Here is a 19,840-nt window from a genome sequence, read left to right as displayed (position 1 = left end):
CCGGGCTTTGCTTCTTCGCTCAGCCCCGGCGCCTGCTACTTCATGTTGTCGGGGTGGATGTTCGGGTTGTGCTCGTAGTAGCCGGTGTCGATCGCGCGCTGGAAGGAGGCGCGGATCTCCGCCTCGGTTTCTTCGCGGCCCACCCAGTGGGCGCCCTCCACCGACTTGCCGGGCTCCAGGTCCTTGTAGACCTCGAAGAAGTGCTGGATCTCGAGGCGGTGGAATTCGGAGATGTCCTCGAGCTCGGTGCGCCAGGATGCTCGCTGGTCGCCCGTGGGGACGCAGACCACCTTGTCGTCGCCTCCCGCCTCGTCCTTCATGCGGAACATGCCGAGTGCGCGGCAACGGATCACGCAGCCGGGGAAGGTGGGCTCGTCGAGGAGCACGAGCGCGTCGAGCGGATCGCCGTCTTCGCCGAGCGTGCCGTCGATAAAGCCGTAATCGTCAGGGTAGCGGGTGGAGGTGAAGAGCATCCGGTCGAGCCGAATGCGGCCGGTCTTGTGGTCCACCTCGTACTTGTTGCGGTTCCCCTTCGGGATTTCGATGGTGACGTCGAAGTCCATTACTCTCTCCTTCGCTGTTGAACTGACCACCATTCTAGCCCGCGGTTTGAACATTTTTGCGTGTCATTGCGGCTTTCGTGCGCACATGTGTCCACGCGCTGCGCCTGGGTGTGGGAAGATGGCAAGGTGTGGAAGAGAGTTGTTGCGGCGCTCGCGGTGATCTTGGCCTGTACCTACGTTTTCGCTGATGCCTGGGACCTTGCCCCGGGCCCGCTCACCACGAAGCCGGAGCCGGCCCACCCGTTGCCGTATCCGACGTTGGATGCGGTGGTGGCGGAGGCCCCGGAGGTTGAGGAGTCGGATGCGAGCGCGCCATCGGGCGACGCCGTGGCCTCCCTCATCTCGGCTTTGGCAAACGCCGAGTCGAATACGGGCCAGACCTCGGTGATTGTCACGGATCCACGCACGGGCGAGGTGATAGCCTCCTACAATGCGTCGCGTGCGGCCACGCCGGCGTCAAACATGAAGCTGGTGACGGCCCGGGCGGCGCTCGACGTGCTCGGCCCCGAGACCACCCTGCCCACGGTCGCCGCGCTGTCCGGCAACACGCTCTACCTGATCGGCGGGGGCGACGTGCTCCTCACCGACGGCGCGGGCGATCCCACTGTGACCCGTGGCCGGGCGGGCCTGGCGGACCTCGCCGCGAAGGTGGCCGAGGCGCTCACTAGCCGCTCGGACGTGTCCGGGCCGCTCGAGCTCGTCGTCGATTCGAGCCTGTTCGAGGGCCCGCTTCATTACGACGACATCGAGGGCGCCGACCGGGGCTACGTCATGGAGCTGCGCCCGATCGCCGTCGACCGCGGGCGCGTGCAGGGGATGGGCTACCGCCCGAACCCGGACCTGCTGGCCGGCGAGGCGTTCGCCGAACAGTTGCGGGCGGCGGGCGTCGAGGTCGGGGAGGCGAGCCGCGGGAAGGCGCCCGACGGCGCCGCCCTGTTGGCCCGCGTCGAGTCCGCGCCGGTACGTGACCTGGTGGACCTCCTGCTCACCGAGTCGGACAACTCGGTCTCGGAGGTCATGGGGCACCTGGTGGCGATCGCGAAGGGCAAGCCGGCCACGTTCGCCGGATCCTCGCAGGCGATCGCGGAGGTGCTGCGGGCGGCGGGTTACCCGATGGATGGCGTCGTGCTGGCGGATGCCTCGGGGCTGTCGGCGTCAAACAGGGTGACCGCCGAGCTGCTGACCTCGATTTTGCTTGACGTGTGGCGCTGCGAGGAGTGCCCGTTCGCCGCCCTGCCCGCGGGCCTGCCGGTGTCGGCCCTGGATGGCACGCTTCAAGACCGCTTCACCGGCTCGGACGCGGAAGGGCAGGTCCGGGCCAAGACGGGCACGCTCGTGCAGGCGACCTCCCTGTCCGGCTTCCTGCGCACGGAGGCTGGCTACCCGCTCATCTTCTCCATCCTGCTCGACCAGCTCGAGGAAGGCACCGCGCCCGGCTCGCGCGCGCTCATCGATTCTTTCGTGGCGGACCTCACGAAGTTGTAGCGGGCCCCGTGGCGGGCCGTGTTTCACGACGCCGTCCGCGCTGGTCGCGGGCCCGTGCCCGGGCGTCGTGGGTTTGCGCCTTGAGCGACTTTTCTCGCGAGTGTCGGAGGGGCACATTACCCTTGAGACATGATTGATCACAGCAAGGTTCACCGGGCTGCGCGCGTGCTGTCGGGCGGCGGTCCGGAGGTCAGCCCAGCCAAGGCTCGCGCGCTCGTCACTGACCTGCGCGCGCAGGCGAAGCGCGCCCCGGGTATCGTCGCCTCCGTCACGGGCCTGGCCGAGGCGGCCGAGCACGCGGCGGCGGTGGAAGTCAAGGTGGTGGACCGAGCCACGTGGGCGAGTGCGGGCGCGGTGTCGATTGAGAACATGATCCCGGGTCGGGACGTGGTGGGAACGCTCGAGGGTGCGGTGGTGTTCTCGGCCGTGGCCGCAAAGGTGCTCGGCCAGTTCGATCCGTTCTCGGAACCGGAGCGCCTGTACCTGGTGGCGCCGAACGTGGCCGCCTTCCGCATGAACTTCGATCTGGACCGGCGGGATTTGTGCCTGTGGGTGGCCGTCCACGAACTCACGCACGCCACCCAGTTCGCTGCGGCCCCCTGGCTCAAACCTGAGTTGGCGAAGCGGGCCGGGCAACTGATGGACGCCTTCAACTCAAATGCGGGGGTGGAGGAGGCGCTGGCGAACGTCACGGCCGTCATGTCGCTGCTCGAGGGGCACGCCGAATACGTGATGAACAACGTGCCCACCACGCGCATCCCCTCCCGCCAGCGCATCGTGTCTGCCATGGCGGCCCAGCGCGCGGGCAGCAACCCGATCGTGGCGTTCCTCGTGCGCAAGCTGGGCCTGGATAAGAAGACGGCGCAGTACGCGGCGGGGGAGACGTTCGTGAAGTACGTGGTGCGCGAGCGCGGCATGGAGTTTTTCAACAAGGTGTGGCTGGCGCCCGAGCATCTGCCCACGCCCGCGGAGCTGGCCGACCCGGCGGCCTGGATCGAGCGCATGTAATGTCCTTCCCGGCCCCTGCCCTCACCGCCGCCCGCCACGCCATGAGCGAGGCGCTCGCCCCCATCCCCGATGGGGGCTCGGTCCTGCTCGCCGTGTCCGGCGGCTCGGACTCGATGGCGCTGACGAAGGTGGCAATGTGGGCCAGCGCGGGCCGGGTGGAGGTTCTCGCGGCCACGGTGGACCACGGGCTACGCCCCGAATCGGGGCGTGAGGCACTGGCGGTGGAACGGTACCTGAGGGGAGTGGTGGACACCCCGATTGCCACGCGCGTGGAGGTAGCCGCAGCGGGCGGGGACGGGCCGGAGGGCAACGCCCGCGCGGCCCGCTACGCCAGGCTGGCGGAGATCGCACGGGCCGGCGGGGAGCTCAAGGGGTGTGGCCCGCTCACCGTGCTCCTCGGCCACACGGCCGACGACCAGGCCGAGACGGTGCTCATGGGGCTCGGGCGCGGCTCCGGCACCCGCTCGATTGCGGGCATGGCCCGCCGCGGCCACCTGCCCGGCCACCCCGACGTGCCGATGGTACGCCCCTACCTCCACCTGCGCCGCGGCGAGCTGCGCGCGGTCTGCCGGGTGCTCGACCTGCCGTGGCTGGAGGACCCGTCCAACGATGTGAATGGGCCGTGGCGTTCGGCCGATGGCGGCCCGCTTCGCCGCTCGCAGATCCGCCACAGGGCCATGCCGGCGCTGGAGGAGGTGCTGGGCCACGGCGTCGTCGACTCACTGTGCCGCACGGCGCACATGGCGCGGGAGGACGACGCGGCGCTGTCGAAGATCGCGGAGCGGGTGCGGGCGGACGTAACTGGGCCGGAGGGGATCGACGTGCGAGCGCTGGCACGTGCCCCACGGGCGGTGCGAACCCGGGTCCTACGCGAGGCGGCGGGCGGCGTCGGGCGCCCTGGTGACATTGTTTACTGGCACATTGACGCGCTTGATAGGCTCGTGTGCGGGGCGGACAATAATCGTGAACTCGATCTACCCGGCGCCCATGCCTGCCGGCGAGCCAACCTTTTAACCATCACAAGAGCGGAGAAGTCATGAATCTTGAGGATTGCAAAGATGACGTGGTGAAGATCGTCGTCACAGAGGAGCAGATTAAGGAGCGCCTGGCCGAAATGGGAGCCCAGATCAGCGAGGACTACAAGGATGAGGACTCACTACTGCTCGTGGGCGTGCTGCGCGGGGCCATCATGGTGATGGCTGACCTGTCGCGGCAGATCTCCGTGCCCCTGCACATGGACTGGATGGCGGTCTCCTCCTACGGCGCCTCCACGAAGACGTCGGGTGTGGTGCGCATCCTCAAGGACCTGGACACGGAGCTGGAGGGCCTCAACGTCCTCATCGTCGAAGACATCATTGACTCGGGCCTCACCCTCGACTGGCTGCAGCAAAACCTCGTCACCCGCGGGGCGAAGTCGGTCAAGATCGCCACCCTGCTGCGCAAGCCGGACGCGGCGAAGGTCAAGGTGGACGTGGAATACGTCGGCTTCGACATCCCCAACGAATTCGTGGTCGGCTACGGGCTCGACTACGCCGAGGACTACCGCCACCTTCCCTTTGTGGGTGTCCTCGCTCCCCACGTGTACGGAGGTTAAATGTCTAATCGACAGCGACGCAGCCTGGAGGACTTCAACCGGAGGGGCCGCAAGGCCAAGCAGGGAGGCGATGCGGATGAAGGCCCGCGCTCGAAGCGCGAGCGCAAGGAACAGGAGGAGCGCGAGCGCAAGCAGCGGCGCATCTTCTGGGGGATCATGAGCGCCCTGACCGTGGGTGCCATGCTTATTTTCTTCTTCTTCAACCCCGCCGGCTTCACGCAGGTTAAGACCAGCGAGGGCCGCCAGATCCTGCAGTCGCAGTCGATTGAGCGCATCCAGGTTACCGACGGCAGCCAGATCGTCCAGATCTGGCTCAAGGACGACTACAAGCCCACCGACCTGGAGGGCAAGAAGCAAAAGCCCACGAAGAAGGTCCAGTTCCAGTACACGGACCCGGAGGGCGACGCGATGCTCGGGCTTGTGCAGAGGGCGAAGTCTGAAAACGGGTACAACTCGATCGTGCCGCAGCAGTCGCTGCTGTTCTCCCTGCTATCCTTTATGCTGCCGATGCTGCTGATCGTGGGTTTGTTCTTCTGGATGATCCCCAAAATGCAGGGGCGGATGAACGAATTTGGCAAGGTCAAACGCGACGGGGTCGAATCGGACCTGCCGGACGTGACGTTTGCCGACGTCGCCGGCGTCGACGAGGCAGTCGAAGAGCTACGCGAGATCAAGGAGTTCATCGAGACTCCGGAGAAGTTTTACAAGATGGGGGCGAAGATCCCGCGCGGCGTGCTGCTCTACGGCCCGCCGGGAACCGGCAAGACGCTGCTGGCGAAGGCCGTGGCAGGCGAGGCCGGCGTGCCCTTCTTCCACATCTCAGCCTCCGAGTTCGTGGAGATGTTCGTGGGCGTGGGTGCCTCCCGAGTGCGTGACCTGTTTACGAAGGCCAAGAAGGTGGCCCCGGCGATCATCTTTGTGGACGAGATCGACGCGGTCGGGCGCAACCGCGGCGCCGGGATCGGCGGCGGCAATGACGAGCGCGAGCAGACTCTGAACCAGCTGCTGGTGGAGATGGACGGCTTCGACGAGCGCACGAACGTCATCGTCATTGCGGCCACCAACCGGCCCGACGTACTCGACCCGGCGTTGCTGCGCCCCGGCCGCTTCGACCGGCAGATCGGCGTGGACGCGCCGGACCTGCCCGGACGCCAGGAGATCCTCAAGGTCCATGCCGACGGCAAGCCGTTGGAAGAGGGGGTCTCGCTCGAGTCGATCGCCCGCCGCACGCCCGGTTTCTCCGGAGCGGACCTGGCAAACCTGTTGAACGAGGCGGCGCTCCTTGCGGCCCGCCGCGGGCACACGAAGATTGATGAGGACGACATCGACGAGGCGATCGACCGCGTGATCGCCGGACCGCAGCGCCGCACCCGGGTGATGAACCCGAAGGAGAAGCGGATGACCGCCTACCATGAGGCCGGCCACGCCGTGGCCGCCGCGGCGCTCAACCACACCGACCCGGTCACGAAGGTGACGATCCTGCCGCGCGGGCGGGCCCTGGGCTACACGATGGTCATGCCCACCGAGGATCGGTACTCCACCTCTCGCCACGAGCTGCTGGACGAAATGGTCTACGCGATGGGCGGGCGCGCGGCGGAGGAGGTCGTGTTCCACGATCCCACCACGGGCGCCTCGAACGACATCCAGAAGGCCACCTCGGTGGCGCGCAAGATGGTCACCGAATACGGCATGTCGCAGCGGGTGGGGGCCGTGCGCCTCACGGCAGACGACTCCGATCCCATGACTCGGATGGGCGGCGGGCAGGCCCGCGAGCACTCCGATGACCTGGCCCGGATCGTGGACGAGGAAGTGCGCACCTTGCTCGACCGCGCCGCCCAAGAGGCATGGCAGATCATGATGGACAACCGCCACGTGCTCGACCGCCTCACCTCCGTGCTCCTGGAAAAGGAGACCGTGCTCGAGGGCGAACTCAAGGAAATCTTCAAGGACATCGTCAAGGCGCCGGCGCGCCAGCTGTGGCTGTCCTCGCCCGAGCGGCCCGTGTCCGACCTGCCGCCCGTGCCGCTGCCTGAGGCCCCGAAAGCCGACGACGAAGCCGAGGCTGGCGAGGGTTCTCATGCAGGGGCTGGAGACAGTGCCGACGCCGGCCAGGACAAGAACGCCGAGGACAGTGCCGAGGGCGGGCGGCCGTCGTCGGGAAGCGAGCCCGAAGGAGGAATCAAGTGAGCGTGGACGTTGAGCGCGCACAGGCCGCCGTCCGTGAACTTCTCTTTGCGATTGGGGAGGACCCGGACCGCGACGGCCTGATTGACACCCCGGCCCGCGTGGCCCGGTCGTATGCGGAGATCTTTTCCGGCCTGGACGAGGACCCGGGCGAGCACCTGGAGAAAGTGTTCGACGTGGGGCATCAGGAGATGGTGCTCGTGCGGGACATTCCGGTGTATTCGATGTGCGAGCACCACCTGCTGCCGTTCCACGGCGTGGCCCACGTGGGCTACATCCCCGGAGCGGACGGTCGGGTGACCGGCCTGTCGAAGCTGGCCCGGCTGGTCGAGGGCTATGCGCATCGGCCACAGGTCCAAGAGCGGCTCACCACCCAGGTGGCGGAGGCGATCTACGAGCGGTTGGGTGCGACAGGCGTGATCGTCGTCGTGGAGGCGGAGCACCTGTGCATGTCGATGCGCGGGGTGCGTAAACCGGGGTCGCGCACGGTGACGTCGGCGGTGCGGGGCACGATGCACGATCCGGCCACGCGCGCCGAAGCGATGAGCCTAGTGAGGTAGCCATGAACATCATGGGAATTGTGAACGTCACGCCGAACTCGTTCTCGGACGGGGGCCAGTTCCTGGACCCGGGCGCCGCGATCGAGCACGGACGCGAGCTCGTGGCCGCCGGCGCCACGATCCTCGACATCGGCGGGGAGTCCACCCGCCCGGGAGCCGAACCGGTGGCCCCGGAGGACGAGTGGGCGCGGATTGCGGACGTGGTGGCGGAGTTGTCGGGCGAGGTGGCGGTGTCGGTGGACACCTACCACGCCAGCACCGCGCGCCGGGCCGTGGAGGCGGGCGCGGCGATCGTCAACGACGTGACCGGCGGGCAGGGCGATCCGGCCATGTTCGCCACCGTGGCCGAGCTCGGCTGCGACTACGTGCTCCAGCACGGGCGGGGCAATGCCCGCACGATGAACGACCTGGCCTCCTACGGCGACGTGGTGGGCGAGGTGCGCTCCGAGCTGCTGGCTTCGTGCGATGGGGCGGTGGCCGCAGGGATCGCGCCGGAGTCAATCATCCTCGACCCGGGCCTTGGTTTTGCCAAGGTGGGCGATCAGGACTGGGAGATCCTGCGCGGGCTCGGCGCCTTCCTAGGCGAGGGGCACCGCGTGCTCGTGGGGCACTCGCGCAAGCGCTTCCTCGTGCCGTTTGCCGTCAACGACGAACGGGACGTGGCAACCGCCGCGATCTCGGCCTTCATCGCGGAGTCGGTGTGGGCGGTGCGCGTGCACAACGTGGCCGCCACGGCTACCGCGATCGGCGTGGCCCGCATGATGAAGGGCCTGTGATGGCCCTGTCGACTATCCGCCTCACCGGCCTGCGAGTCCGCGGCATGCACGGCGTGCTCGACTTCGAGCACGCCGAGGCGCAGGACTTCGTGGTCGACGTGGCGCTACACCTCGACATCTCGCGGGCGATTGCCACCGACGATGTCGCCCACACCATCAACTACGCCGAGGTGGCCGACATGGTGGTAGGCGTGATCGAGGGTGACCACGCGGGCCTCATCGAGACCTTGGCCGGCCGCATCGCCGAGCGGGCGCTGGGCTTTGGAGCCGCGGGCGTGGAGGTGACTGTACATAAGCCGCAGGCACCGATCCCGCACGAGTTCACCGACGTGGCCGTCACGCTCGAGCGCTGGGCCCTGGAGGCCGGGTCGGCGGGCGATGGGCTCGCGGCCGGGCTGGCTGTGGCCCCGGGTGCCGGGGCTGCGGCACAAGCCGGCGGCCAGCTGTCGGCGCCGGCGGGCGCGGAGCGGGCCGTGATCGGCGTCGGGTCCAACCTCGATGCGGCCGGGCACGTGCGCGCCGCGATCGAGGAGCTGGGCGAGCTGGGAGTTGTCGTCGCGGCCTCGGGGCTGTATGACACCGCGCCGCGACTGGCGGAGGGCCAGGCCGGGCAGCCGGATTACGTTAACGCCGTGGTGCTGCTAGACACGCACCTATCGCCCCTCGAACTGCTCGACGCCCTGCAGGGGATCGAGGCGGCTCACGGGCGGGTCCGATCCGAGCGCTGGGGTGCGCGCACGCTCGACCTCGACATCGTCACCTATGCGGGCCTCGAACTCGACACCCCGCGCCTAACCCTGCCCCACCCGCGCGCCGCCGAGCGGCGCTTCGTGCTCGAGCCCTGGGCCGCCGTCGACCCGGGCGCGCGCCTCGCCGGCCACCCCGTCGTGAGCCTGCTCGCCGGCGTCGCCGACCAGCGGGTCCAGCCCCTGGGGGAGCCAGCATGAGCGAGAACCCGAAGCTGCGCCCCACGTCGATCTCGATGTTGGTCGGGGCAGGGTTAGTCGCGGGGATCACGGTTTTTTCGCTGACGTCGGTGTTCATCCGCTCTGGCGCCAGCCCGGTGCCAGTGCCGTTTTGGCTGTTCCTCGCGCCGCTGGCGATCGGCGCGGTGGTGATCAGCCAGGCGTGGCTGGTGCGCCAGTACCGCCGGGGCAAGCGCCCGGTCGATCAGCTGTATGCCGCCCGGATCTGGGTGCTGACCCAGGCCACGTCGCGTGGCGGCACCCTGATGGCTGGCGGCGCGCTTGGCGTCGCGGTGGCCTACTATGCCGGTTCGGCGGCCTTCCTCACCGACAACGCGCACAACGCCCTCCTCGCCGGGATCGCGTCGATCATCATGACCATGGCGGCGCTCGTTGGCGAGCGCTGGTGCACCTACGACGACCCGAGCCCCGACGCCGCTGCCAGCGCCTAGCCGTTCGCCGTGCTGGGGCCGCGCGCCGTGCTGGGGCCGCGAGCCGCGCCACGGCGTCGTGCGCAGGGGCCGCGAACCGCGCCACGGCGTCGTGCGCAGGGCCCGCCCTGTCCAAATGCGGCACTAAACTGACAAATGCGGCACTACATAACGGGAAAGTAGTGTCGCATCTTGCGGTTTAGTACAGCTTCTGCGGGTAGGCCTCACACGGGCAAACGACGGCAATCCTCCCGACCTCGGCCACGAGCTCGAATCCGCTGAGCCTCAGACGCTAGGTGGACGGGGCCGGCCGCGCGGGCGGTAGAATGTCAGACATGAGACATCCACTTGCCCAGGACACCGTTTTCATCCCCTTGGACCCCGGATACACGAAGGTGCAGGCCATCCGCTGGTCGGTCGCCGTGATCGTGATCGTGGTGGTCGGCGCGATCCCCGGGATTTTGCTCGGGAGTGCGAGCTTCCCGGGCGTGCTGTGGTGGGTCGGCTTTGCGATCTGGGCGGTGGTGTGGCTGATCCAGGTCCCGTTCGCGCTGCGCCGGGCCCGCGCGTTCGGCTACGCCGAGCTGGAGGACGAGCTCCTCATCCGCTCCGGCATCATGTTCCATTCCGTGACCGTGGTGCCTTACGGCCGCATGCAGCAGGTGGAGGTGGGCACGGGTCCGCTGCTGAAGCGCTTTGGGCTGGGGTCGATTGAGCTGGTGACGGCGTCGGCGGGCTCGAATGCCTCCATCCCCGGGGTGGCGATTGAGGAGGCCGAGCGCCTGCGCGAGAAGCTGACCGCGCTGGGCGAGGCGAGGATGGAGGGCCTGTGAGCGACAAGCGTACGCTCGGCGAATCCGTGCCCGAGGGCGCGTGGCGCAAGTTCCACAAGGTGACCCCGCTGGCCAATGGCGGCGTGCTGTGGGTGGCGCTCGCGATTTTCCTGTACAACATCCTGCAGTCGTTGCTTGAAGATGGCGTGGACGAGCTTCGTGACGCCGCCTCCCACATCACCCTCATGTGGATCTTGATCGCGGCTGGGGCCCTGGTTCTGCTCACGATCGTGGTGGTCGTGTGCTCGTGGGTGGTGTGGCGCTTCGCATCCTTCGCCGTGGTCGACTCCGGCATCCACCACCGTTCCGGCGTCCTCATCAAGCGTCACAAGCATATGCGTTGGGATCGCGTGCAGAGCGTGGAGGTGGAGCAGAAGATCTTCGGCCGCATCTTCGGTTTCGGCTCGGTCAAGGTCGAGTCCGCGGGCTCCGACGAGGGCATCACGCTCGGCCTGCTCACCATGGCCGACTGCGCTGCCCTGCGAAAGGAGGTCTTGCAGGGCCTTGCCAACGCCCGCGCCGGCCGCCCGATTGGTCTTGCCAACGACGCCGTCGCCCCAGCTTCCACCGCCCCCGCGGCGACCCCCGGCTCGGTGCTCGGCGGCCAGCCTGACGCAGGCCAACCCGGCGCCGCGAACCAAACGGGCGCCACCGACCACGCCGCGGGCGCGACGGGCGCTACCGGCGTCGTCGGACCTGATCACGCCGGCCTGCCGGGCCAGCCAGACGCAGGCCAACCCGGGGAGACCGGCCAGCCCGCCGCCACCGGGGCCGCTCCGGCGATCCCCATCTTTGACCCTGACGACACCGAGCTCGACCAGCTCATCTTCGAGATGCCCACCTCCCGCCTCATCGCCTCCCGACTGCTGAGCCCCACGTTCCTGTCGGTGTTGACGGTAACGCTAGCGATGCTGGTGGGCTCGATCTGGCTGGGGGAGACCCTCATGGCGGTGATCTTCCTGGTGGTCGGCTCGGCCTACACGTTCGTCAAATCCTCGCTGGGGCAGTACGGCACGAAGGTATACCTATCGGCGAACGGGTTGCGCGTGCGTGGGGGACTGACCACGCTCACCACCCGCTCCATTCCGCCGGCGCGCCTGCATGCCATCGAGCTACACCGCCCGATGCTGTGGCGTTGGAAGGACTGGTGGGAGGTCACGGCCACCCTGGCCGGCGCCGCCACGCTCGACACCTCCGGCGACACCCCCGGCTCCGAAATTATTATCCCTGCCGGCTCGCGCAAGGAAGCCCTGCGCGTGCTGTGGACCATGCTTCCCGACGCCGGCACCGCCGACGACGCCGGCCTCATCCGCGACGCCCTGGATGGGTCGGGCACGGGCCGCCACTTCCTGTCCTCACCGGATCAGGCCAAGTGGTTCGACCCGATTACGTACAAGTCGCGCGGCGTGTGCCTGACCCCGAAGGTAGCCGTGTTCCGGCGCGGGCGCTTCGGGCGGCGGGTCATGTTCGTGTGGCAGGACCACACGCAGTCGGTGAAGATGAAGCAAGGTCCGATCCAACGCCGTCTGGGCCTGGGTGAGATTGAGCTTGACCTGGTGTCGTTCGCGTCGGCCACGCACAAGAACATGGCGGTGTCCGATGTGGAGCGCATGGTCTGGGTGGAAAACGAGCTCAGCGCGCAGGCGCGGCACGTGGGCGTGAGCGAGTCGATCGACACCTGGCGGGAGCGCGTGGGAGTCTAGCTCAGCCCGTGATTTGAATTTACTGGACGTATTTGGGGCGATCTCCGTATATGAGGAGATCGCCCCAAATACGTCCAAAATGTTTTAATTTGCCCCGGCCCGGCACCCTGGCTGCCCGGCTCGTCACAGTCTCCCGGCTGACTGCCCGGCTACTTGATCGCCCGGATTGCCGCCTTGATCTGGGGCACCAGGCCCGGGCGCACGGAGAGCGAGGCCACCCCGGCGCGCACCAGCTGGGGCACGTGCTCCTCGGAGGAGGCCAGGTCGCCGCAGATGCCGAGGGGGGACTCGAGCTTGCGGGCCGTGTCCGCGATGAGGTCCACCACGAGCGGGATCACCTGGTCGGCCACGGGTGCTACGGCGGAGTTGCCGCGGTCGGTGGCCGCCATGTACTGGATCAGGTCGTTCGTGCCCACCGAGAAGAAGTCTACCTTCTCATCGAATGCGGCAACGTTGAGTAGCGCCGCCGGGGTTTCGAGCATCATGCCGAACTGGGGTAGCTCGTCGGGCCGACCCTCGGCCTCCACGGCCACGTTGAACATCTCGCGTGCCCACACCACTTCGGCAACGGTGGTGACCATGGGGATCATCACCTTGATGTTGGCGTGCTGGGCCACGCGGATCGCGGCGCGGAACTGGTCGACCAGCGCGTCGGGTATGCGCTGCATGAGCCTGATCCCGCGTACGCCCAGGAACGGGTTGTCCTCCGGTTCGGAGTCGAAGAAGGACACGGGCTTGTCGGCCCCCACGTCCCACGTGCGGAGCGTGATCGGCTGTTCGGTGCCGAGCGCTTCGGCGATCTGAGTAAAGACTTCCGCCTGCTCGTCCACCGTGGGCCGGTGATCCCAGTCGGCGAACAGCACCTCGGTGCGTACCAGCCCCGAGCCGTCGGCCCCGTTCTTGGCACCGAGTTCCGCGTCGCTGGCCAGGGCCACGTTCGCGCGCACGTAGATCTGCCGCCCATCGAACATGGCCGGTTCGTGGGCGTGCTCGCGGGCTGCCTTCGCCAGCTTGGCCTGTTCCTTGGAGGCGCGCAGCAGTTCGTGGAGCTGGGCCCGCGTCGGGTCCACGTAGACCATCCCCGAGCGCGGCTCGAGCGCTACCTCCTGGCCCTCCGTGATGTCACGCGCGATCTCTTTGCCCGTGATGACGGGGATGCCCTTCGCGGAGGCGATGAGGGCGCCGTGCCCGGTGGCCGAGCCGGTGGCGGCGAGGATGCCGATCACCGAGCCGGGGTCGATCTCCGAGGCTAGGGCCGGGGTGAGCGAGTCGAGCACCACCACGGGGTCGCGCCCGAAGTCGGCGATCGCGGCGGCCAGCCCGCCGAGCGGCAGGCCGTGGAGCGCCTGGATGAGAAGGTCGCCCAGGGCCTTGACATCCTCTGAGCGTTCGCGCAGGTAGGCGGTGGGCAGGTCGAGGTACTCGGCCACCGTGTCTTGTGTGGCGTTGTGAACCGCGATTTGGGCGGGCTTGCCGGCGTCGATCGCGGTTGTGATGCGCCCAGCGTAGGCCGGGTCGTCGAGGAGTCCCACCTGCAAGGTGAGGATCGGGTCGTCCCCGAGGGACGCGAGGTAGGTGCGCACAGCCTCGCGCGCCTCGGCGTAGGCGTCGGCCTGGTTCTTCGGCTCGGTGCCGAGCTCCGGGCGCGGCTGGGCGTTCCACACGAGCGCGGGCCCCACCGCGATCTCCATGCCGGAGCCGGTCTGCCGCTTGTGTGCGGGGATGGGGGATTCGGGCTTGGCTTCGCCCTTGGCGAGCCACCCGCGCTGGGCGAGTTCCCCGACGGCGTCGAGCGCGGCTTCCGCCTCAGGCCCGGTGGCCTGCACCAGGACCTCGTCGCCTTCGAGCACGCCGAGCGAGATGAGGGACGTCATCGAGCGTGCGACCACCGGCCCCCGCCCGTTGCCGACGTGCGAGACCCGCACCTCCGCGTCAAACGGTGCTACCGCCGCCACGAGTGCGCCAGCCGGCCGAGCGTGCAGGCCCGCCGGGTCGTCCACCACGTAGGTGCGCGAGATCCACTCGCGCGTGTCGGGCCCGTCGTCGTCGACGCCGCCCGCGCCCATAGCGCCACCGGCCGCGTCCGCGTAGGGAATGTCGGCCTCCTTCGCGGCGAGCGCGCCCATGGCCTCGCGTGCCACGTCCTTGCGGCTGGCACCAGCGCCCGCCGCGACGGCGGCCACCACCAGGCCCTCCACCAGGGGAGCGGGCACCACGGTGGTGCGCTCGGCCATGTCCGGGTCAATGAATTCGAGCGCCATCTCCGTGGACATGACCGCCGATCCGAGGTCAACGAGCACGACCACGCCCGCGCCGCCGTCCGCCTCCTCAATCGCGGCGGAGATGAGTTCTGCAGAGGTGCCGAAACCGCCATCGGCGCCGCCGGCGGCCACAATCACCGCGTCCCTGCCCATGTCGAGCGCGAGGTCGCGAGCTGCGGCCGCCAGTGGCGCCGAGTGCGAGACGGCAACGAGGCCGACGTTAGTCACCAAATGCCTCCAGCGCTGCCTCAATGAGCAGGACGGAGGAGGCCGAACCCGGATCCTTCACGCCCTTCGAGCGTTCTCCGAGGTAGGAGGCGCGGCCCTTGTGGGCAATCATCGGGATAGTGGCCTCCGCACCCGTGCGCGCTGCGGCGGCGGCAGCAGCGAGGGCGTCGGCAAGGGAGCCTTCCGCGGAGTCGGCGGCCTCAAGTGCGGGGAACCAGACGTCAAGCATCGTTTTGTCTCCCACCTCGGCCTTGCCCCGCGCCTGCAGGGCCTCGACGCCGGTGCGGAGGGCGGCGAGGAAGTCCTCTCGAGTGAACTCGCCTTCGGGCAGAGCCCCGCCCATCCGCATGAGTAGCGTGCCGTACAGCGGGCCGGACGCGCCGCCCACCTTCGACACCAGAGCCATGCCCGCCTTCTTCAGGTAGGCGCCGGCATCTGGGACCGCATCCAGGTCGATCTCCGAGATCGCCTGCACGCCGCGGGCCATGTTGGAGCCATGGTCCGCGTCGCCGATCTGGCGGTCCAGATCGGTCAGGTAGTCCGCCTGCTCATCAATCCTGGTTTTGAATCCGGCCATCCAGGCCGCGAAAGGCTGCAGTTCGGGCATTACTTACCCCACCTCAGTCCGGTGGTCACGACGGGGGCATCCCACAGGCGCAACAGTTCGTCGTCAGCCTTGAGCAGCGACAGGGCGCAGCCGGCCATCTCGAGCGAGGTCACGTAGTCGCCCACGAGCACGCGGGCTACAGTCACGCCGGCGTCTTCCAGCAGCTTCGCCACCTCGCCGTACATGAGGTACAGCTCCGACAGCGGGGTGCCGCCCATGCCGCCGAGCATGGCGATCACGGGCGCGCCAGTGAAGTCCATGTCCGCCAGGATCGGCTCCACCAGCTCCTTGGCCAGCTCGTGTGCCGGCTGGAGCGCGCGGCGCTCGCGGCCCGGCTCGCCGTGGATGCCGATGCCGAGCTCGATCTCATCCTCGCCCAGCTCGAAGGTGGGCTTGCCGGCCGCGGGGACCGTGCAAGAGGTGAGGGCCATGCCGAAGCTGCGCGTGGAATCGGCGACCTTCTGCGCAACGGCGGTGACGGCGTCGAGATCCGCGCCCTCCTCTGCCAGCGCGCCGGCGATCTTCTCCACGAACAGGGTGCCGCCCACGCCGCGGCGGCCCGCGGTGTAGAGGGAGTCTTGGACCGCCACGTCGTCCTCCACGATGACGGCCTTGACCTGGGTGCCCTCCATGTCGGCAGCCATTTCGGCGGCCATCTCGAAGTTCATCACGTCGCCCGTGTAGTTCTTGACGATGTGGAGGACGCCGGCGCCGGAATCAACCTTGGCGGTGGCCTCCATGATCTGATCGGGGACCGGCGATGTGAAGACCTCGCCGCAGCATGCCGCGTCCAGCATGCCTTCACCCACGAAGCCCGAGTGGAGCGGCTCGTGGCCGGATCCACCACCGGAGACGAGGGCGACCTTGCCCTCCTTCTTCGTTGCTCGGTAGACGATGTGACGGGGAATATCGACCTCAAGGTCCGGATGGGCAGCGGCCACTCCAACGAGGGAATCAGTGACCACGTCATTGGGGTTATTGATTATTTTCTTCATGCCGCAATTGTCCCATCGTTACCTGACCCATGCAATAGAACGGGAATCTTTTGGGGCGTCATTTTCGCAGGTGATTGTGCCTTTTCTGCGGGGCTTTGGCGTTTCACGCTGAGAGCCGAACGCCGACGCCGTGGGCCGGTTTGCGTTCGCCGCTTGGCGGGTCTTTTTCACGACGCCGTGGCGCGGTTCGCGTTGGGCGCGGGGCCTGCGCTGGGGGCGCGGGTGCGGATGGGACGATGCGGGCGGTCCGGAGGCGGAAAAGAAGTGTCGGAGGCGGTGGCTAGGATGGTGGACATGGAGAATTCGACGGGACGCATGGGGATTGGCATCATCTCCGCGGGGCGCGTGGGCGCGGCGCTGGGCAGCGCGCTGCGCGCGGCCGGGCACGGGATCGTGGGCGCGCACGCGCCCTCGCCGCAGTCGCGGGAGCGGCTGGAGGTCATGTTGCCGGGAGTGCCGGCACTCGACGTGCCGGCGATCGTGGAGCGCTCCGAGCTGGTCATTCTGGCACTGCCGGATGAGGAGCTCGAGGGCCTCGTGGCCGGCCTGGCCAAGCTGGGCGCGTGGCAGGCCGGCCAGATCGTGGTGCATACCTCGGCGCGGCGGGGCGTGGAGGTGCTGGCGCCGGCGCAGGCGGCTGGCGCGCTCACGCTGGCGCTGCACCCGGTCATGGAGTTCTCGGGCACGTCGGTGGACGTTGCCCGGCTCCAGGGCGCGCACGTCGTGGTCTCCGCGGCGAACGCGATCCAGCCGATCGGGCTGGCGCTCGCGGCGGAGATGGGCGCGCAGGGCGTGGTGGTGAACTCTGCTGACCGCGCGATCTATGCGGCCGCGCTCGCCCATGCGCGCCAGGGCGTGGAGTTGGCCGCGTCCCAGGCGGGGCGAGTGCTGGCGCAGATCGGTGTGGCGCAGCCGGGTGATCTGCTCGGCGAGTGGGCCCAGGCCGGCCTCGATCGCGGGCTCTTCGCGGGCAACGCGGCGGGTGCCGCTGTGAGCTCTGCTGGGGGTGCCAGTGCGGGCATGGGCCCAGCCGTGGGCGTGACGGGAGCGGTGGGCGGGACGGGCCCGGACGGCGTCGTGGGCGCGAACAGAGCGGGGGCTGGTGTGCCTCGTCCGCCGGCGCCACCCAGTGCGGAGGAAGCCGCGCAGCGCGTGGAGGCGTTGGGGACGTTGGCGGTGGAGTCGCCGGAGTTGGCCGACGTCGCGAAGGCGGACCTGAACCTGTTGGAGCGCCTCGTGGAGCGGGCGTTGATGGCGGGCGTTATCGGCGAAACAGAGGCAAATGAGTTGCATACCATCGTCGGCGCCGCTCGCTGCTCGCATGGGGGAAGATAGAATGGCAGATATGGAGATCTGTAGGACACGCAGCGAGTTGGCGAGCGCCCTGGCGAAGGCCGATGGCACCCGCGCGCTTGTCATGACCATGGGGGCCCTGCACGACGGGCACGCCCAGCTGCTGAAGGCAGCGCGCGCCGCGGCGCAGACCGTGGTGGCGTCGGTGTACGTTAACCCGCTCCAATTCGGCCCGAATGAGGACTACGCCGCCTATCCGCGCACCGAGGCTGCGGATCTGGCGTTGCTTGAGCGCGAGGGCGTGGATGTGGCCTTCCTGCCCACGAATGATGAGATGTACCCGCGCGAACCGCTCGTGCGGATTGACCCGGGGCCGATGGCCCGCGTGCTCGAGGGCGCCACCCGGCCCGGGCACTTCGCCGGCGTGCTCCAGGTGGTCCACAAGGTGTTCAACTTGGTCCGCCCGGACATGACGTTCTTCGGGCAGAAGGACGCCCAGCAGCTTGCACTCGTGCGCACGATGGTGGATGACCTGGACATGAGCATTGACGTGCGGGCGGTGCCGATCAAGCGCGATGAGTCGGGCCTGGCGCTGTCCTCGCGCAATTCTTACCTTTCCGATGCCGAGCGCGCCCAGGCCCTCGCCCTGTCCACGGCCCTGCGCCGCGGGGTGGAGCTCGCGGAGTCGGGGGCGAGCGCGGGTGAGGTGCGGGACTCGGTGCGCGCGCAACTGCACGCGGCCGACGGCGTGCGCCTCGACTACCTCCACTTGGTTGACCCGGCCACCTTCGCCTTCCTTGACGATCACGCGCACGGCCCCGGCCTGCTCGTCACCGCCGCCTACGTGGGCCCCACCCGCCTCATCGACAACATGGAGGTGGAGCTTCGATGATGCTGCGCACAATGCTCACCGGCAAGATCCACCGGGCCACCGTCACCGGGGCGGATCTGCACTACGTGGGCTCCATTACTGTGGACCTCGATCTGCTCGAGGCTGCGGACATCCTGCCGGGCCAGCAGGTCGACGTCGTGGACGTGACCAACGGAGCCCGGCTCACCACCTACGTCATCCCAGGTGAACGTGGCGCGGGCGAGGTCAAGCTCAACGGCGCGGCGGCCCACCTGGTCGACGTGGGGGACCTGGTCATCATCATGTGCTACAGCCAGATGGACGATGACTCGGCCCGCACGTACGAACCGAAGGTCATCTACGTCGATCGCCAGAATCGTATCCACGGTGCGGGCAGCGACCCGGGCCAGGTGCCCGATGGGCACGGCCTCACCGCGTCGGGCATCCCCTTCGACCACGCACGATAGGAGAAGAACATGCGTTTTCCGAAGATCCCCAAGATCCATCCCAAGGCGCTCGTCCCTGACGTGGACAGGCTGCGTGGCATGGTATCCAAGTCCGAATCGGAATCCACGGAAGCCGTGACCTCGGCCTCCGAATTCTCCAGCGATGAGGAGATCTCCTCGCGGATCACCAACCTTGACGTCATGGTCGAGGAATCCCCTGGGCGCGTGTTCGACGCCTACCTCATCAACATTGACGCGGGCCTGTATGCGGGCACGAACCTCATGCCGAAGCTGAAGATGGTGATCGACGCGCTCGACCACCTCAACCGGCCGTTCCGCTTCATGTCTTGGCTGTCGGACGTGACACCGGCCCAGCTCGTGGAGATGATGAGCGACGAGGGAATTGAGATCACGGCCGATGAGGTCATCACCCCGGCCACCCTCGCCTCGCGCTACCTCAAGAACTCCTACCCGGGCGCGAAGGTGTTCGTGGCAGGCGGTACACGCTTCCGCGACGAGCTTGCGGCGAACGGGATCGAGGTCACGGACAAGGCGGCGGAGACCAACTTGGTGATCGTGGGCTTCACCTCCGATTTCGACATGAAGATGTTCTCCACCGCCTACCACGCGATCGCGGACAACGGGGCGGACCTCATCAGTACGTCGCTGCGGCGGGTGCGCCGCATGCCCGACGGCTCGCGCGAGCCGGGCACGTTGCCGATCATCACTGCACTCGAGACAGCCACGCGTAAACGCCTGACCAAGAACCTCGGTAGCCCCGAGACCGACCTGCTCGAGATGATCTTCGATGACATTCAGGTCCGCCCGGAGGACTCGCTGTTCGTCACCGACTCCCTCGGCGCCGACATCCGCATGGCCAAGCGCTACGGCGTGCCCACCGCGCTCGTGCTGACCGGCAGCGCCACGGCGGACCAGGCGCGCGATCTCAAGCGAAAGGACCAGCCGAACTACGCGCTGACCACGATTGCGGACATCCTCCCGCGCTATATCAAGGACCAGCTCTAAGAGCGCCCAGCCACAGGGCCCCGCCTCAGGGG

At 68.3% G+C, this 19,840-nt stretch carries 19 protein-coding genes; 15 read left to right on the top strand and 4 right to left on the bottom strand.

Features of this window, described 5'->3' with window-relative positions; all coding sequences use genetic code 11:
* Positions 1-35: 35 nt before the first annotated feature.
* Positions 36-563: an inorganic diphosphatase gene (locus QPC17_RS07355; protein ID WP_062613290.1), complete on the bottom strand. Its 528-nt coding sequence runs from the start codon at positions 561-563 to the stop codon at positions 36-38.
* 126 nt (positions 564-689) lie between these two features.
* Between QPC17_RS07355 and dacB the strand changes: the two genes are divergently transcribed.
* The 11 genes from dacB to QPC17_RS07300 all read left to right on the top strand — a co-directional run bounded on the left by dacB (position 690) and on the right by QPC17_RS07300 (position 12,102).
* The gene (dacB, locus tag QPC17_RS07350; RefSeq protein ID WP_285321355.1) at positions 690-2,048 is read left to right on the top strand and encodes a D-alanyl-D-alanine carboxypeptidase/D-alanyl-D-alanine endopeptidase; all 1,359 of its coding nucleotides are present in this window, start codon (positions 690-692) and stop codon (positions 2,046-2,048) included.
* A 129-nt stretch (positions 2,049-2,177) separates the two neighbouring features.
* Positions 2,178-3,056: a zinc-dependent metalloprotease gene (locus QPC17_RS07345; protein ID WP_068538624.1), complete on the top strand. Its 879-nt coding sequence runs from the start codon at positions 2,178-2,180 to the stop codon at positions 3,054-3,056.
* On the top strand, positions 3,056-4,096 hold the full coding sequence (gene tilS, locus QPC17_RS07340) for a tRNA lysidine(34) synthetase TilS (protein ID WP_070444835.1): 1,041 nt from the start codon (positions 3,056-3,058) through the stop codon (positions 4,094-4,096). Before QPC17_RS07345 ends, tilS begins: the two co-directional genes overlap by 1 nt.
* Positions 4,093-4,650, top strand: a complete 558-nt coding sequence (gene hpt / locus QPC17_RS07335; protein WP_062613298.1) for a hypoxanthine phosphoribosyltransferase — start codon at positions 4,093-4,095, stop codon at positions 4,648-4,650. Before tilS ends, hpt begins: the two co-directional genes overlap by 4 nt.
* A complete protein-coding gene (gene ftsH, locus QPC17_RS07330; protein ID WP_083297660.1) occupies positions 4,651-6,837 on the top strand; it encodes an ATP-dependent zinc metalloprotease FtsH in 2,187 nt (728 codons plus the stop codon). It abuts the gene before it with no gap.
* Positions 6,834-7,394, top strand: a complete 561-nt coding sequence (folE, locus tag QPC17_RS07325) for a GTP cyclohydrolase I FolE (RefSeq protein WP_070444836.1) — start codon at positions 6,834-6,836, stop codon at positions 7,392-7,394. Before ftsH ends, folE begins: the two co-directional genes overlap by 4 nt.
* A gap of 2 nt (positions 7,395-7,396) precedes the next feature.
* Positions 7,397-8,170: a dihydropteroate synthase gene (gene folP, locus QPC17_RS07320; RefSeq protein WP_285347170.1), complete on the top strand. Its 774-nt coding sequence runs from the start codon at positions 7,397-7,399 to the stop codon at positions 8,168-8,170.
* Entirely contained in the window at positions 8,170-9,117 is a 948-nt protein-coding gene (gene folK / locus QPC17_RS07315; protein ID WP_285347169.1) for a 2-amino-4-hydroxy-6-hydroxymethyldihydropteridine diphosphokinase, read from the top strand. The genes folP and folK overlap by 1 nt, the downstream gene beginning before the upstream one ends.
* Positions 9,114-9,587: a DUF3180 domain-containing protein gene (locus tag QPC17_RS07310; RefSeq protein WP_101923615.1), complete on the top strand. Its 474-nt coding sequence runs from the start codon at positions 9,114-9,116 to the stop codon at positions 9,585-9,587. The genes folK and QPC17_RS07310 overlap by 4 nt, the downstream gene beginning before the upstream one ends.
* 314 nt (positions 9,588-9,901) lie before the next feature.
* Positions 9,902-10,399 carry a PH domain-containing protein gene (locus QPC17_RS07305; RefSeq protein WP_068538629.1) on the top strand — a complete coding sequence of 166 codons (498 nt, stop codon included), beginning with the start codon at positions 9,902-9,904 and terminating at the stop codon, positions 10,397-10,399.
* The gene (locus QPC17_RS07300) at positions 10,396-12,102 is read left to right on the top strand and encodes a PH domain-containing protein (RefSeq protein WP_285347168.1); all 1,707 of its coding nucleotides are present in this window, start codon (positions 10,396-10,398) and stop codon (positions 12,100-12,102) included. The genes QPC17_RS07305 and QPC17_RS07300 overlap by 4 nt, the downstream gene beginning before the upstream one ends.
* Positions 12,103-12,251: 149 nt before the next feature.
* Here the strand turns inward: QPC17_RS07300 and dhaM are convergent, their stop codons facing one another.
* From dhaM to dhaK, 3 genes are read right to left on the bottom strand one after another with little or no spacing between them, the layout of a single operon-like run.
* Entirely contained in the window at positions 12,252-14,591 is a 2,340-nt protein-coding gene (gene dhaM, locus QPC17_RS07295) for a dihydroxyacetone kinase phosphoryl donor subunit DhaM (RefSeq protein ID WP_070444844.1), read from the bottom strand.
* Positions 14,584-15,198 carry a dihydroxyacetone kinase subunit DhaL gene (gene dhaL / locus QPC17_RS07290; RefSeq protein WP_062613311.1) on the bottom strand — a complete coding sequence of 205 codons (615 nt, stop codon included), beginning with the start codon at positions 15,196-15,198 and terminating at the stop codon, positions 14,584-14,586. The genes dhaM and dhaL overlap by 8 nt, the downstream gene beginning before the upstream one ends.
* The gene (gene dhaK, locus QPC17_RS07285) at positions 15,198-16,193 is read right to left on the bottom strand and encodes a dihydroxyacetone kinase subunit DhaK (RefSeq protein ID WP_062613313.1); all 996 of its coding nucleotides are present in this window, start codon (positions 16,191-16,193) and stop codon (positions 15,198-15,200) included. Before dhaK ends, dhaL begins: the two co-directional genes overlap by 1 nt.
* 294 nt (positions 16,194-16,487) lie before the next feature.
* Here dhaK and QPC17_RS07280 point away from each other — a divergent pair, with 294 nt between their 5' ends.
* The 4 genes from QPC17_RS07280 to QPC17_RS07265 are packed head-to-tail and all read left to right on the top strand — an operon-like array spanning position 16,488 to position 19,808.
* Positions 16,488-17,528, top strand: a complete 1,041-nt coding sequence (locus tag QPC17_RS07280; RefSeq protein WP_285347167.1) for a DUF2520 domain-containing protein — start codon at positions 16,488-16,490, stop codon at positions 17,526-17,528.
* Between the two features lie 10 nt (positions 17,529-17,538).
* A complete protein-coding gene (gene panC / locus QPC17_RS07275; protein WP_101923618.1) occupies positions 17,539-18,378 on the top strand; it encodes a pantoate--beta-alanine ligase in 840 nt (279 codons plus the stop codon).
* Positions 18,375-18,803: an aspartate 1-decarboxylase gene (gene panD / locus QPC17_RS07270; RefSeq protein WP_280521823.1), complete on the top strand. Its 429-nt coding sequence runs from the start codon at positions 18,375-18,377 to the stop codon at positions 18,801-18,803. The genes panC and panD overlap by 4 nt, the downstream gene beginning before the upstream one ends.
* A gap of 9 nt (positions 18,804-18,812) precedes the next feature.
* On the top strand, positions 18,813-19,808 hold the full coding sequence (locus QPC17_RS07265; RefSeq protein WP_062613319.1) for an HAD-IIA family hydrolase: 996 nt from the start codon (positions 18,813-18,815) through the stop codon (positions 19,806-19,808).
* The last annotated feature ends 32 nt before the right edge of the window (positions 19,809-19,840 follow it).

Origin of the sequence: Trueperella bernardiae (assembly GCF_030246965.1) — a bacterium.
Classification (GTDB): Bacteria; Actinomycetota; Actinomycetes; order Actinomycetales; family Actinomycetaceae; genus Trueperella; species Trueperella bernardiae.
The sequence above is the reverse complement of the archived record's forward strand: the minus strand, read 5'-3'. Positions and strand labels throughout refer to the sequence as shown.